The sequence below is a fragment of the Kribbella sp. VKM Ac-2569 genome (genome assembly GCF_004216905.1).
Classification (GTDB): Bacteria; Actinomycetota; Actinomycetes; order Propionibacteriales; family Kribbellaceae; genus Kribbella.
The window spans coordinates 261,044-274,875 of the sequence record NZ_SGXJ01000001.1 but is presented as its reverse complement, the minus strand read 5'-3'; the positions used below and the strand labels follow the sequence as shown (position 1 = coordinate 274,875).

Here is a 13,832-nt window from a genome sequence, read left to right as displayed (position 1 = left end):
GTCACTCGCCTGGAGGTTCGCATGCCGCTCCTGTCGGCACTTGTCGCAGCACTCGCCGACGGATCGGTCGAGGTGGTGGACCTGACGTCGCCGCTGTCCGCGTCGACGCCGGTGATCCAGTTGCCGCCGGAGTTCGGGCAGACGGCGCCGTTCGCGCTGGCGGAGATCAGCAGGTACGACGACCGCGGGCCGGCGTGGTACTGGAACAACTTCACCAGCGGCGAGCACACCGGCACCCACTTCGACGCACCGAACCACTGGGTCACCGGCAAGGATCTCGCCGACGTGGCGTCGGTGCCGGCCAACCGGCTCATCGCGCCGGCCGTCGTTCTCGACTTCACCGCCGAGGTCGAGAAGAACCCCGACTTCCTCGTCGAGGTCGACCACCTCAAGGCGTGGGAGGCGGAGAACATTCCGCTGCCCGCCGGCGGCTGGCTGTTCGTACGCACGGGATGGGACGCGCGATCGCATTCGCAGGAGGCGTTCGTCAACGCCGACGAGAACGGACCGCACACGCCGGGCCTGTCGCCGGAGTGCGCACGATGGGTCGCGCAGGAGTCGCCCGTACTCGGTATGGGCGTTGAGACCGTCGGCACCGACGCCGGGAAGGCGCACTCGTTCGATCCGCCGTTCCCGTGCCACTCCTATTTGATGGGGAGCGACAAGTACGGGCTGACGCAGCTGCAGAACCTCGCCGAGCTGCCGCCGACCGGCGCCGTCGTCATCGCCGGACCGCTGCCGATCGTCGGCGGCTCCGGCTCGCCAGCCCGGGTGCTCGCCTTGGTCGAACGCGGATGAAGGTCGCGGTCGCCGTCGGTCAGGCGTTGACGGCTGCGGGCGTCCGCCAGGTGTTCGGCGTGGTCGGGTCCGGCAACTTCCACCTGACGAATGCGATGGTGGCCGCCGGCGCGCGATTCGTCGCCGCGCGGCACGAGGGCGGCGCGGCCACGATGGCGGACGCGTACTCACGGATGAGCGGTACGGTCGCTGCGCTGTCGGTCCATCAGGGCTGCGGTCTCACGAACGCGATGACCGGGATCGCCGAGGCGGCGAAGAGCCGTACGCCGATGCTCGTTGTCGCGGCCGAAGCCACCGAGCCGCGGTCCAACTTCCACGTCGACCAGGACGCGCTCGCCCGTTCGGTGGGCGCGGTGCCGGTGCGGATCACCTCGGCGGAGACGGCGGTGGCCGAGGCACAGGCCGCGGTGGCGACGGCGGTACGTGAACGCCGTACCGTGCTGCTCAACGTTCCGCTTTCGCTGCAGGCGTTGGAGACTGCGGCGCCGGTGGCCGAGCCACGCCCTTCGCGGAATGCCGTCGTACCGGACGCCGCCGAGGTCGCCGCGCTGACTGACCTGCTGCGGCGGGCCGAGCGTCCGGTGTTCGTGGCCGGTCGTGGTGCCCGTGGACATCGGAAGGCCCTTGAATCGTTGGCGGAACGGTGTGGCGCGCTGCTCGCGACTTCGGCCGTCGCGCACGGCCTGTTCCACGGCAATCCCTGGGATCTCGGCATCTCCGGCGGCTTTGCCTCGCCTCGCACCGCCGAACTGATCCGCGACGCCGACCTCATCGTGGGTTGGGGATGCGCGCTGAACATGTGGACGATGCGGCACGGTCAGCTGATCGGACCCGACGCGACCGTGGTGCAGGTCGACGACGACGCGTCCGCGCTCGGTGTGCATCGTGAGATCCAGCTGGGTGTCACCGGCGACGTCGAGCTCACCGCCACGCTCGCCCTCGAGGCGTACGGCGAGCAGCAGGTGGGTTATCGCGCCGCCGAGCTCGGGAGCGTGCGGTGGCGGGACGTCGTCGCGTTCGACGACGAGAGCACGGGGGAGCGGATCGACCCCCGGACGCTGAGCATCGCGCTCGACGACATGCTCCCCGCCGAGCGTGTGCTCGCCGTCGACTCCGGCAACTTCATGGGCTACCCGAGCGTGTGCCTGTCGGTGCCGGACGAGAACGGGTTCTGCTTCACCCAGGCGTTCCAGTCGATCGGGCTGGGGCTTGCCACCGCGATCGGTGCCGCGCTGGCGCAGCCGGACCGCCTTCCGGTCGCCGTACTCGGTGACGGCGGTGCGCTGATGAGCGCCGTTGAGCTCGACACCGTACGCCGCCTCGGCCTGCCGATGCTGGTGGTCGTGTACAACGACGACGCGTACGGCGCCGAGGTGCACCACTTCGGTCCGGGCGGGCACGCGCTGGAGACGGTGACGTTCCCGCCGACCGACATCGCCGCGATCGGGCGGGGGTACGGCTTCGAGGCTGTGATCGTACGTGGCGTCGACGACCTCGCGGCGGTCGCGAGCTGGCTGAACGGGCCGCGGTCGGCGCCGATGCTCGTGGACGCCAAGGTCGTCGCGGAGCATCCGTCCTGGTGGTTGGAGGAAGCGTTCCGCGGGCATTGATTATCCTGGCTTGACCTTGACCCTGGGGGCAAGGTTTAGCGTCGAGGTGAAGGAGGCGGGATGCGGATCAGTGATCTGGCGGCCGAGGCCGGGGTGACGGTCAAGGCGGTGCGGTACTACGAGTCGCAGGGACTGCTCAAGCCGCGACGGGAGGCCAACGGGTACCGGTCGTACGAGCCGGACGACGTGGTCGTGGTGCGTGAGGTGAAGGCGTTGCTGAGCCTCGGGCTGACCGCGGAGCAGACGTATCCGTTCATCGAGTGCCTGCGGGCCGGCAATGCGCGCGCGGACGTGTGCCCGGCGTCGCTGACGGCGTACCGGACCCGGATCGAGGAAGTGGACCGGCGGATCGCCGAGCTGACCGATCTGCGGGCGCGGCTGACCGACCTCCTGACCGATGCCGAGAACTGGAGGACGAGATGAGCGATCTGCGAACTGTCGACGAGGCCACCTTCGACGAGGTGGTGCTGCGGTCCGAGAAGCCGGTGCTGGTGGACTTCTGGGCGCAGTGGTGCCCGCCGTGCCACCAGATCGCCCCGGTCCTCGCCCAGATCGGTGCCGAACGCAACGAACAGCTGACCGTGGTGAAGCTGAACTCCGACGAGAACCCGGCGATCTCCGCCCGCTACCGGGTGATGGCGCTGCCCACCCTGATCCTCTTCCACCGCGGCGAAATGATCTGGTCCGTCGTCGGAGCCCGCCCGAAGCACAAACTCCTGAAGGAACTCGACGACGCCCTGCTGACTGCGGTTTGACCGAATCCCCAGGCCATCACAACTGTCCGCAGCCGACGCGTCCGAGCGTGACACGTCCCGCTGACGCCAATTGTGATGGCCTGGCGGTCCGCCAGTGTCCCGCGCCGGAGATTCGTGCGATAAGTCCGGCTTCGGCTGGACGCCCGCTTCTAACTCCGCCCCAAACCGGTTTGGGGACGCCTGCCCGCCCGAATCGGGCAGTAGCGCTCCCCGGTCGGAGGCAAAAGCCTCCCCAAAGCGGTTTGGGGAGGCTTGTGGAGCGCGAGGTCCGGCCTGGGCGGGCTGGGCGCGCGGAGCCGCGATCGCACCGGGCCGGACTTACGACGCGAACTTGCGGCGGCGGACACTAGTGCGAGGTGCAGAGCTCGACCAGCACGCCGTGCGGTCCAGCGACGTACGCGATCGTTCCCCAGTCCGCTTCGGTGGGTTCGAGGGCGATCTTGCCGCCGCGGTCGCGGATCTCCTCGACGTCGGCGCGGACGTCGTCGCTGCTGAACTGCAGGAGCGTCCCGCCGTGCGCGCCGAAGTCGTCGATCATCGCGCCGCTGTGCAGGGCGATCGTCATCGCGCCGGCCTTCACCTCGGCGTACCCCTCGCCGGCGTTGCCGGAGACTTCCAGGCCGAGTACGCCGCTGAAGAAGTCGGCGATGTCCTGGTTCTTGTCGCGGCTGTCCGTCAGCAGACCGAGGTGGTCGAAGCGGAGGTTCATCGTCGGACTCCCTGAAGATTGACGGTTAGCTGTCTAGGATGCTAGCAATATAGCCATGGCGGGTGACGGTGACAAGAAGGTGCAGTTCAACGTGTATCTGCCGCCGGAGTTGGTGCGGCGGGTGAAGCACAAGGCGATCGATGACGGGGCGAGCTTGTCCGCGCTCGTCGAGCAGGCGTTGGCGGAGTACCTCGACAACCATGGGGAGGCGCGGGGATGAATGACGTGGTGATCAGGCCGCTGCGGTTCACGGCTGACGTGGAGGCGATGCGGGCGTTCCTGGAGACGCTGGGGTTGCGGTCGCGGATCGAGTCCGAGCGCGGGGGATGGGTCGACATGCTGACCGGTCGCGGGATGGTCGCGTTGCACGATGCGGCGTCGAGTTCGACGGGCGGGCAGCCGGGGCAGACGACGTTGTCGTTCGAGGCGGACAAGGTCGACGAGCTGAAGGATCGGCTGGAGCAGGTGGGGTTCGTCGACGCGACGGTCTTCGACGAGGCGTACGGACGGGTGCTGTCGGTCAGTGGGCCCGAAGGCGTGGTGATCTGGGTCGACGAGCGCACCGACGATCTGTACGGATACAAGCTGCACGACGCCGCCCCGGACGGTCGCTGGTCGGTCACGCCGTACCTGACCGGGGCGGACGAGGCGCCCTGGCGGCGGTTCCTCGGCGCGCTCGGCGTGCAGACGGCGGTCCGTTTCGGGCCGGCCGCCGGAGATTTCGCCGTACGGCTTGACCTGACCACGACCGAGGACCTGGACGACGTGCAGGCCCGTGTCGGCGGATCGCGGACCGAGGCCGGGCTGGAGATCCAGGACCCGGACGGCCAACTCGTAGTGGTCCACGGATGATCGCCGTACGTCGGGCAGCCGGAAGGTACGCCGGAACTCCTCCTGGACGTGCTCGTGGCGAACGACAAGGCGATCGGTTTCTACCGCTCGCAAGGATTCGCAGAGCCGCGGCGGACGCCCGACCGTGACCTCGGCGACGAATTTGATGTGGATGAGTCTTGACCTCGACCGGGCCTGAACTTGCAAGATTCGCCTCATGACAACAGCGACGCCCCCTGCGCGGCTGCGGGACGATCCGGACTTTCGGCGGTACTGGTTGGCTCGTGCGTTGTCGATCACCGGGTCGATGGTGACGGCGATCGCGTTGCCGGTGCTCGTCTACCGGCTGAGCGGATCGACGGTGCTGACCGCAGTGGTGACCGCGCTCGAGTCCGCGCCGTACCTGCTGGCCGGTCTGTTTGCCGGCGCGCTGGCGGACCGCTGGAACCGGCGCCGCACGATGGTGACCGCCGATGCGATCAATGCGGTCCTGGTGGGGTCGGTGCCGGTCGCGCATCTGCTCGGTGTGCTGACCGTCGTACAGGTGCTGATCGTCGCGTTCACGGTGCAGGCCGTTTACACGTTCTTCGACGGCGCGAACTTCGGCGCGCTGCCCGTGCTCGTCGGCCGCGCACGAGTGGCTCAGGCGAACTCCGCGGTCTGGACGGCGTCGAGCCTGATCGAGTTGCTCGTCCCGCCGGCGACCGGTCTGCTCCTCGCCGTACTCGATCCGGCCAGTCTGCTCACGCTCGACGCCCTCAGCTTTGCGGCGTCCGCGTTCGCCGTCCGCGGGATTGTGCGGGCGATGTCCGAGTCCCGCGACGGGCAGCCGCCGTTGCGGCCGAAGGTGATCCTGAACGACATCGGTGACGGCCTGCGCTTCCTGATCCGGCACGCGGGAGTTCGGACGATGACGATCATCGGCAGCGTGCAGTCGTTCGCGGGCGGCGGGTTCATGGCGCTGATCGTGGTGTGGTGCGACCGCGTCCTGGACATCGGTACGTCGGGAGTTCGCTTCGGACTGGTCTGGGGTGTGTGGGGGATCGGCGGGCTGATCGCCGCGCTCAGCCTCCCGCGGCTGCTCAAGCGGATGCCGCCGGCGGCGATCACGCTGTACGCGCTGCCGATGTCGGCGCTGCTCGGAGTGCTCTCGCCGTTGTCGCCGAACTGGATCGTGGCCGCGCTGGCGTTGCTGGTCTGGGGTTCGGCGTACGTGCTGGTGATCGTGAACTCGGTGTCGTACCGGCAGCAGGTGACGCCGGAGCACCTGCTCGGCCGGGTGAACACGGCAGGCCGGATGCTCTCCTGGGGCGTCGGGTGGACGTTCGGATCGGTCGTCGGCGGGCTGCTCGGCAACGCGTTCGGGCCGCGGACCGGGATGGTGCTGATGGGGCTGTTCGGTTGCGCGGGGGTAGTGGTTGCGTGGACGTCGCCGCTGCGCCGGATCGCCGCGGGCCACGAGCCGCAGGCCGGCTGACGCGGCCCCGTTGCATGCCCCGTTGCATACGGACGCGTCGATCATCCGCTAGGTTCTGCGCGTGGGTGTACGGGTTCTCGGTCCTCGCGACCTCGCGGCGGCGCGCGCGGTCATCGCCCGTGATCCGGTGGTGAACGTGTTCGTGGACAGCCTTGTGCAGGCGTCCGGACTCGACCCGCGGCGCGGTGCGGAGGTCTGGGGGTACGTCGAGAAAGGCGCGCTCGAGGCGCTGTGCCACGCCGGCGGGAACATGGTTCCGGTCGGCGCCGACGACGCTGCGCTCCGGGCGTTCGCGGCGTACGCGATGCGCCGCGGGCGGAACTGTTTCCAGATCCTCGGGCCGGCCCGCGCGGTCGAGCAGCTGTGGCACATTCTGGAGCCGCACTGGGGACCGGCCCGCGAGGTGCGCGACGACCAGCCGTTCATGGTGATCGAAGGGCCGCCGTCGATCGCGCCGGATCCGCTGGTCCGCGCTGTCGAGCCGGTCGAGTTGCCGATCCTCTACCCGGCGTGTGTGGCGATGTACACCGAGGAGGTCGGCGTACCGCCGCAGACCGGGCCGGACGGGACGTTCTACCGGTCGCGGGTCGCGGAGCTGATCCGGGCCGGGCGCGCGTTCGCGCGGATCGAGAACGGACGCGTCGTGTTCAAGGCCGAGGTCGGGTCGGTCGGATCTGGTGTGTGCCAGATCCAGGGCGTGTGGGTGGATCCGGAGTACCGCGGCCGCGGGCTGGCCGCGCCCGGGATGGCGGCCGTGGTCGAGCTGGCCCGGCAGATCTCTCCGGTCGTCACGCTTTATGTGAACGCCTTCAACCTGCCGGCGCGAGCGGCGTACGAACGCGTCGGGTTCCGAACAACCGAGACGTTCGCGACGATTCTGTTCTGATACCGCGGGCCGTGACACTCGTGCCGTGGTTACCGTCGGGTAAGCTCCGGCGCATGTCGCGGAGCAAGAGCACCACCGGCCTGGCCGTTCTGTTCGGCGTTCTCGGCACCTTGCATTTCGTGAAGCCGGAGCCGTTCGAGCAGATCGTGCCGAAACCGCTGCCCCGGAAGAAAGAGCTCGTGTACGTCTCCGGGGTGGCGGAGCTGGCCTGCGCGGCCGGGCTGCTGCACCCGCGGACCCGGCGGCTGGCCGGGCTGGCGAGCGCCGGGCTGCTGGTCGCGGTCTTCCCGGCGAACGTCCAGATGGCCGCCGACCTGCAGAAGAAGGGATCCCGGACGGCGCAGGCGATCGCGTACGCGCGGTTGCCGCTGCAGATCCCGTTGATCCGCTGGGCCCTGAAAGCCGCCCGCGAGGGCAAATCTGCCTGAGCCGGTGTGGGCCTGTGGATAACGTGGTGAGAGCATGTCCGCCGGACCGATATTCTCTGTAACGTCCGGTCATCTACTTTTGCACGCTTGGAGACTCCCGTGATTTTGCGTATGTCGTCGTTGTTCCTCCGCACCCTTCGCGAGGACCCGGCGGACGCGGAGGTCCCGAGCCACAAGCTGCTCGTCCGCGCCGGGTACATCCGGCGCGCCGCGCCCGGCATCTACACCTGGCTGCCGCTCGGCCTGCGGGTGCTGCGGAACGTCGAGCGGATCGTCCGTGAGGAGATGGACGCGATCGGCGCGCAGGAGCTGGTGTTCCCGGCGCTGCTGCCCCGCGAGCCCTACGAGGCCACCGGCCGCTGGACGGAGTACGGGCCGAACATCTTCCGGCTGAAGGACCGCAAGGGCGCCGACATGCTCCTCGGGCCCACGCACGAGGAGATGTTCACGCTGGTCGTGAAGGATCTGTACTCGTCGTACAAGGACCTTCCGCTGTCGATCTACCAGATCCAGAACAAGTACCGCGACGAGGCGCGGCCGCGGGCCGGTGTGCTGCGCGGGCGCGAGTTCGTGATGAAGGACTCGTACTCGTTCGATGTCGACGACGACGGCCTCGCCGCGTCGTACGAGAAGCATCGCGAGGCGTACATCAAGATCTTCGACCGGCTCGGCTTCGACTACGTGATCGTGCGGGCGATGTCCGGCGCGATGGGCGGTTCGCGGTCCGAGGAGTTCCTGGCGATCGCGGAGAACGGCGAGGACACCTTCGTCCGCTCGCCGGGTGGGTACGCCGCGAACGTCGAGGCGGTCGTGGTGCCGCAGTCGGCGCCCGTCGACGCGTCCGGCGTACCGGCCGCCGAGGTCGTGGACACGCCGGAGACGCCGACCATCGACACCCTCGTGGACGCGATGAACGCGAAGCACGCGCGGACCGACGGCCGCGAGTGGACCGCTGCGGACACGTTGAAGAACGTGCTCGTGATGCTGGTGCACCCGGACGGCGCCCGCGAGCCGCTCGCGATCGGTGTCCCCGGGGACCGCGCGATCGATGAGAAGCGGCTCGGCGCGCAGGTGGAGCCGGCCGAGGTGGTCGCCTTCGAGGAGGCCGACTTCGAGAAGTACCCGTCGCTGGCGAAGGGCTACATCGGTCCGGGCGTGCTCGGCAAGGACAACACCTCCGGCATCCGGTACCTGCTCGACCCGCGGGTGGCCGAGGGGTCCGCGTGGGTGACCGGTGCGGACAAGTCCGGGTTCCACGTCGTCAACCTGGTGCACGGCCGGGACTTCACCGCGGACGGCACGATCCAGGCCGCCGAGGTCCGCGACGGCGACGAGGCACCGGACGGTTCGGGCGTGCTGGAGACCGCGCGCGGTATCGAGATGGGCCACATCTTCCAGCTCGGCCGCAAGTACGCCGACGCGCTCGACCTCAAGGTCCTCGACCAGAACGGCAAGCTCGTCACGGTCACCATGGGTTCGTACGGCGTCGGCGTCACCCGCGCGGTGGCGGCGATCGCCGAGGGCAACCACGACGAGCTCGGCCTGATCTGGCCGCGCGAGATCGCGCCCGCCGACGTGCACCTGGTTGCCACCGGCAAGGACAAGGAGCTCTTCGCGAAGGCGGCCGAGCTCGCCGACGAGCTGGAGTCCCGGGGCCTGACGGTGATCTACGACGACCGCGAGAAGGTGTCGCCCGGCGTGAAGTTCAAGGACGCCGAGCTGCTCGGCGTACCCACCATCGCCGTGGTCGGCAAGGGCCTCGCCGACGGCACCATCGAGGTCAAGAACCGCCGCACCGGCGACCGCGCCGACATCCCGGTCGCCGACGTCGTCGACCACCTGGTCACCACCGTCCGCAGCTGATCATCGGTTCACCCGGCCCCGCTCCCGCTGCAGGGAGCGGGGCCGGATTTTTCTCGGCATATTTCTTGAGCATTTGATGTCGAGGAACGTCTGTCGGCTCCGATCCCGGGGTGTGGCGCCTGAGGGGGCGTCCGGGAGCTAGGGAGTTGGCGATGAGGGAATCTGTGCTGGATGGGCGGGGGATCGACGGGCTGCGGCAGGCCGTCACGGGCGACGTGCTCGTGGACGGGGACCCGGGGTACCCGGAGGCCGGGCGGGTGATGACAGCCGAGGGTCGGCCGAAAGTGATCGTGCAGTGTGCAGGTGCGAACGACGTGGTGGCGGCGTTGAAGTACGCCGAGACGCACGACCTGCCGATCGCGGTTCGGAGCGGCGGGCACCACTCGGCCGGGTTCGGCACGAACGACGGCGGCGTCGTGATCGACGTACGGCCGATGGACGAGGTCAGGTTGCTGCCGGACGACGTCGTGCGGATCGGCACCGGTGCCACCTGGGGGCGGGTCGCCGAGCGGCTCGGCAAGGTCGGCCTGGCCATCTCGTCCGGTGACACGGCGAGCGTCGGTGTCGGCGGGTTAATGGCCGGTGGCGGCATCGGGTGGATGGTTCGCAAGCACGGGCTGGCGATCGACAACGTGGTCTCGGCCGAGGTGGTCACCGCGGACGGTTCGGTACGCCGGGTCGACGCGGCCACGGACCCGGAGTTGTTCTGGGGACTCCGCGGCGCCGCGGGCAGCCTCGGCGTGGTCACGTCGTACGACATCACTGCTGTTCAACGGCCGACCGTGCACTTCGGCACCTTGCTGTACCCGTGGACGCAGGCGGAGCAGGTGCTGAAGGGCTGGACGGAGTACGCCGCGGACGCGCCCGAGGAGATCACGTCGTCGCTGCAACTGGCGCCGACGATGATGGCCGACCGGCAGGTTCCGGTCGCGATCATGGTGTGTGTCACCGGCGACGTGGATCGCATCCTCGAGCCGTTGCGGCACCTAGGCTCGCTGCTCACCGAGAAGGTGTCCGAGGTCCCGTACGCCGAGGTGTTCTCCGACATGGCGATGCCGGCGGACTGGCGCCCCCGGATCCGCAACGGCCTGTACAACACCTGGTCGCCGAAGCTGAGCCAGCGATTGCTGGAGGCCCGCCCGCGGATCCCCGGACTCGCGATCGAGATCAGGTCGCTCGGTGGTGCGTACGGCGCTATGCCCGCGGACGCGACCGCCTTCGCGCACCGCGACGCACGGTTCATGGTCAACTCGGTGCTGATGGGAACGCCCGAACAGCAGGGCACCCAACAGCCCAAGGACTTCGACGCCCTGTGGCGGTCGATGAAACCGAACGGCGCGTACCTGAACTTCATCTCCGACCCGACCGGCGCCGACCTGGACAGCTGCTTCCCGGAGCAGCACCGCACCCGGCTGGCCGCACTCAAGCAATCAGTCGACCCGGGCCACGTGTTCCGCAGTGCGCTGAGCGTGCCGCCGCGGCCGGAGTGGACCGGCGGCCGTCGTCACCTGATGAGGTGGGCGATGCGGTCGCGGAGATAGTTCTGTTCGGCCGTGTTCCGGGTCCGCTCCAGTGCCGCGAGGTAGTTGGAGCGGGCCAGGTCCGGGCGGCCGGCGAGCTCGTGGAGATGGGCGAGGACGGACAGCCGGCGGTGGTGGTCGCCGAGGTACCGGTCGTCGGCCAGGCCTTCGACGATCGCGATGCCGGCGTCCGGGCCGTCGGTCATCGCGACGGCGACGGCGGACCCGAGCGTCACCATCGGGCTCGGGTCGATCTTCTCGAGGATCCGGTAGAGGCCGGCGATCTGTTCCCAGTCGGTGGTCTCGACGGAGTCGGCCTCGCTGTGCACGGCCGCGATCGCCGCCTCCAGCTGGTACGGGCCGACGGCGCCGGAGCGCAACGTCTCCTCGACGATGCTGATGCCCTGGGCGATCTCGTCGGCGTACCAGCGGGATCGGTCCTGTCGATCGGCCGGGATCAGGTTGCCACCGGGACCGGTCCGCGCGTCCCGGCGGGCGTGGGTGAGGATCATCAACGCCAGCAGGCCGGCCACCTCTCCGGCCTCGCCGGTGGCTTGACAGAGCAGGCGGGTGATCCGCAACGCCTCCTCGGCCAGATCCACGCGCTGCAACGAGTCGCCGGCGCTGGCGGTGTGGCCTTCGTTGAAGATCAGGTAGAGCACCTGCAGTACGGCGCGCATCCGCACGTCGTACTCGTCCGCTGTCGGAAGCTCGAAGCTGGCGCCCGCGATCTGCCGCTTCGCCCGGCTGATCCGCTGCGCCACTGTCGTCTCGCTGACCAGCAACGCGGCTGCCACCTCGGCCGTCGTCAGACCGCCTACCGAGCGCAGCGTGAGCGCGATCTGCGATGCCGGAGTCAGCGCCGGATGACAACAGAGCACGAGTAGCCGCACAGTGTCGTCGGAGTCCTCGTGGTAATCCTCGGGAGCGGGATCCGGCGCGCGGAGGAAGTCGTTGAGCTCGCGTTGCCGGCGCGCGTTGTCCCGACGCCAGCCGTCCATCATCCGCCGCGCCGCGACGCTGATCAGCCAGCCGATCGGCTGCTCGGGTACGCCGTTCGCACGCCACTGCACGAACGCTTCGAGCAGCGCCTCCTGCACCGCGTCCTCGCACTGGTCGAACACGCCGTACCGCCGGACCAGCGCGGCCAGCGCCCGCGGCGCCGCCGCCCTGATCGCCGCCTCGAGCTCACTCACTACTCGCCGAGCTCCGCCAGGAAGTCGTCCTGGTCGAGCCGGATCTCCCGCAGTTGGACGCGCCGGAACTGTGCCAGCGGAATCAGCGCCGCGATCTCCAGCGCCCGCTCCACCGACGCGCAGTGCAGCACCATCGCGCCGGCCAGGTACTCCTTCGTCTCCAGGAACGGCCGGTCGGAGATCACCGGCGTACCGGCGACCAACTGGACGTCCTTCTCCTCGCCGGGCTCGTTGAGCCCGAGGACAGACACCAGCTCACCGGTCTTCAGCAGGTCGCGGGCGAGCGTCGCGACGTGCTCCCGTCCGCCGGACATCTCGACCAGCTGCTGCTCGGTGAATCCTTTGAGCGCCTCGAGGTTGTTGTGGATCAGCAGTAGAAACTTCACCCCGCCATTCTCCCGGATGAGGTGTCATGGCTCTCACTCGACGGTGTAAGGGTTGAGCTGTACTACGCCCTTACCAGATCATCGGGGCGTGAGGAATTGCCGCTGTGCCTGATGTCTCGTTGCTGACGTTGTTGTTCCTGGTGATCGCCGCCTTCGCGGCCGGCTGGATCGATGCGGTGGTCGGCGGTGGCGGGTTGCTGCAACTGCCCGCGATGCTCCTCGGGCTGCCGAACGCGTCGCCGGCGCAGATCCTGTCGACCAACAAGATCTCGTCGTTGTTCGGTACGGCGACCAGTGCGGTCACGTTCGGTGTGAAGGTGCGTCCGGACCGTAAAACCGTGCTCCCGATGGCGATCCTGGCCGGCCTCGGGGCCGCGGCCGGTGCCCTGGTGGCGACCAGGATCCCGATGTCGTGGTTCAAGCCGATCGTCCTGGTGCTGCTCGTGGCAGTCGCGATCTACACCGCGATGAAGCCGTCCCTCGGCGCCCGCACCGCGTTGCGGTTCGACGGGCGCGATCACTACCTCGCGGCCAGCGGTGTCGGCGTACTGATCGGCTTCTACGACGGCGCCGTCGGGCCGGGGACCGGATCGTTCCTGATCTTCGCGCTGGTCGGCCTGCTCGGGTACAACTTCCTGCAGGCGAGCGCGAAGGCGAAGATCGCCAACGTGGCCACGAACCTGGGCGCGATCGCCGTGTTCGCGCTGAACGGCGCACCGCTGTGGCGGCTCGGCCTGATCATGGGGGCCGCCAACATGCTCGGCGGCCTGCTCGGCGCCCGGACGGCGGTCGCGCGCGGCAGCAAGTTCGTGCGGGTGATCTTCCTGGTCGTCGTCTCGGCGCTCATCCTGCGCCTCGCGTACGACGTCTTCTTCGCCTGACGCCGCGTCTGTACCGTAGTGGCGGGGGAGGTGGAGGACCGTGCAACGGGACAACGTCGCTCTGTGGTCGTTCATCGGGTTGGTCGCGTTCGGCCTGGCGGCGGTGCTCGCCGCGAGCCGCCGTCGCGGCGGCGCGTGGGTGAATCCTTCGAATGCCGACGGACCGCTCTGGGTGCCGGCGGCCCCGGCGGCCGTTCTGCTCGCATTGTCCACGCCGCTGGTGATCTGGGCCGCCTTCACGACGATGTACGACCTCGCGTACTCGGACCCGCGGTTCGACGCGCCCGGCTTTCTGCTCCAACCCATACCGGGCCTGCTGGTCGGCGTCGCGGCGGTTCGCTGTGCACATGCGGTCCGCCAGGAGGCGCGTGACCGGCCCAGCGGCCGCACCTTTGCGCTGTCCACGACGATCCTTGCGTACGCCGCCGCAGTCCTAGCGCTGCTAGCGGCACTCCTGTCCTTCGCGTCAATGCTCGGCCAAGGCGGATAGCC

At 69.1% G+C, this 13,832-nt stretch carries 16 protein-coding genes; 13 read left to right on the top strand and 3 right to left on the bottom strand.

Going from position 1 to position 13,832, the window contains the following annotated elements:
* Positions 1 to 21: 21 nt before the first annotated feature.
* The 4 genes from EV649_RS01260 to trxA are packed head-to-tail and all read left to right on the top strand — an operon-like array spanning position 22 to position 3,163.
* Positions 22 to 798, top strand: a complete 777-nt coding sequence (locus EV649_RS01260) for a cyclase family protein (protein WP_130379622.1) — start codon at positions 22 to 24, stop codon at positions 796 to 798.
* Positions 795 to 2,408 (top strand): thiamine pyrophosphate-binding protein, encoded by a 1,614-nt coding sequence (locus EV649_RS01255; RefSeq protein ID WP_130379620.1) that lies wholly within the window; start codon positions 795 to 797, stop codon positions 2,406 to 2,408. The genes EV649_RS01260 and EV649_RS01255 overlap by 4 nt, the downstream gene beginning before the upstream one ends.
* 60 nt (positions 2,409 to 2,468) lie before the next feature.
* A complete protein-coding gene (locus tag EV649_RS01250; protein ID WP_130379618.1) occupies positions 2,469 to 2,831 on the top strand; it encodes a MerR family transcriptional regulator in 363 nt (120 codons plus the stop codon).
* On the top strand, positions 2,828 to 3,163 hold the full coding sequence (gene trxA, locus EV649_RS01245; protein WP_130379616.1) for a thioredoxin: 336 nt from the start codon (positions 2,828 to 2,830) through the stop codon (positions 3,161 to 3,163). Before EV649_RS01250 ends, trxA begins: the two co-directional genes overlap by 4 nt.
* Positions 3,164 to 3,509: 346 nt before the next feature.
* Here trxA and EV649_RS01240 read toward each other — a convergent pair whose 3' ends face one another.
* The gene (locus tag EV649_RS01240; protein WP_130379614.1) at positions 3,510 to 3,872 is read right to left on the bottom strand and encodes a VOC family protein; all 363 of its coding nucleotides are present in this window, start codon (positions 3,870 to 3,872) and stop codon (positions 3,510 to 3,512) included.
* A 55-nt stretch (positions 3,873 to 3,927) separates the two neighbouring features.
* Between EV649_RS01240 and EV649_RS01235 the strand changes: the two genes are divergently transcribed.
* The 7 genes from EV649_RS01235 to EV649_RS01205 all read left to right on the top strand — a co-directional run bounded on the left by EV649_RS01235 (position 3,928) and on the right by EV649_RS01205 (position 10,898).
* A complete protein-coding gene (locus EV649_RS01235) occupies positions 3,928 to 4,092 on the top strand; it encodes a CopG family transcriptional regulator (RefSeq protein WP_130379612.1) in 165 nt (54 codons plus the stop codon).
* Positions 4,089 to 4,724 carry a VOC family protein gene (locus tag EV649_RS01230; RefSeq protein ID WP_130379610.1) on the top strand — a complete coding sequence of 212 codons (636 nt, stop codon included), beginning with the start codon at positions 4,089 to 4,091 and terminating at the stop codon, positions 4,722 to 4,724. Before EV649_RS01235 ends, EV649_RS01230 begins: the two co-directional genes overlap by 4 nt.
* Before the next feature lie 196 nt (positions 4,725 to 4,920).
* Positions 4,921 to 6,180 (top strand): MFS transporter, encoded by a 1,260-nt coding sequence (locus EV649_RS01225; protein ID WP_130379608.1) that lies wholly within the window; start codon positions 4,921 to 4,923, stop codon positions 6,178 to 6,180.
* Positions 6,181 to 6,241: 61 nt separating this feature from the next.
* A complete protein-coding gene (locus EV649_RS01220; RefSeq protein WP_130379606.1) occupies positions 6,242 to 7,066 on the top strand; it encodes a GNAT family N-acetyltransferase in 825 nt (274 codons plus the stop codon).
* Positions 7,067 to 7,119: 53 nt separating this feature from the next.
* A complete protein-coding gene (locus EV649_RS01215; protein ID WP_130379604.1) occupies positions 7,120 to 7,494 on the top strand; it encodes a DoxX family protein in 375 nt (124 codons plus the stop codon).
* A 99-nt stretch (positions 7,495 to 7,593) separates the two neighbouring features.
* Positions 7,594 to 9,357 carry a proline--tRNA ligase gene (locus EV649_RS01210; protein ID WP_130379602.1) on the top strand — a complete coding sequence of 588 codons (1,764 nt, stop codon included), beginning with the start codon at positions 7,594 to 7,596 and terminating at the stop codon, positions 9,355 to 9,357.
* Positions 9,358 to 9,509: 152 nt separating this feature from the next.
* Positions 9,510 to 10,898 (top strand): FAD-binding oxidoreductase, encoded by a 1,389-nt coding sequence (locus tag EV649_RS01205; RefSeq protein ID WP_130379600.1) that lies wholly within the window; start codon positions 9,510 to 9,512, stop codon positions 10,896 to 10,898.
* On the opposite strand, the gene EV649_RS01200 is transcribed toward EV649_RS01205, so the two are convergent.
* The gene (locus EV649_RS01200) at positions 10,862 to 12,073 is read right to left on the bottom strand and encodes a sigma-70 family RNA polymerase sigma factor (RefSeq protein ID WP_130379598.1); all 1,212 of its coding nucleotides are present in this window, start codon (positions 12,071 to 12,073) and stop codon (positions 10,862 to 10,864) included. The genes EV649_RS01205 and EV649_RS01200 overlap by 37 nt on opposite strands.
* Positions 12,073 to 12,459 (bottom strand): YciI family protein, encoded by a 387-nt coding sequence (locus EV649_RS01195; protein WP_130379596.1) that lies wholly within the window; start codon positions 12,457 to 12,459, stop codon positions 12,073 to 12,075. Before EV649_RS01195 ends, EV649_RS01200 begins: the two co-directional genes overlap by 1 nt.
* Before the next feature lie 104 nt (positions 12,460 to 12,563).
* Here EV649_RS01195 and EV649_RS01190 point away from each other — a divergent pair, with 104 nt between their 5' ends.
* Positions 12,564 to 13,340, top strand: coding sequence for a TSUP family transporter (locus EV649_RS01190; protein WP_130379594.1), 777 nt, complete (start codon positions 12,564 to 12,566; stop codon positions 13,338 to 13,340).
* 40 nt (positions 13,341 to 13,380) lie between these two features.
* On the top strand, positions 13,381 to 13,830 hold the full coding sequence (locus tag EV649_RS01185) for a hypothetical protein (RefSeq protein WP_130379592.1): 450 nt from the start codon (positions 13,381 to 13,383) through the stop codon (positions 13,828 to 13,830).
* The last annotated feature ends 2 nt before the right edge of the window (positions 13,831 to 13,832 follow it).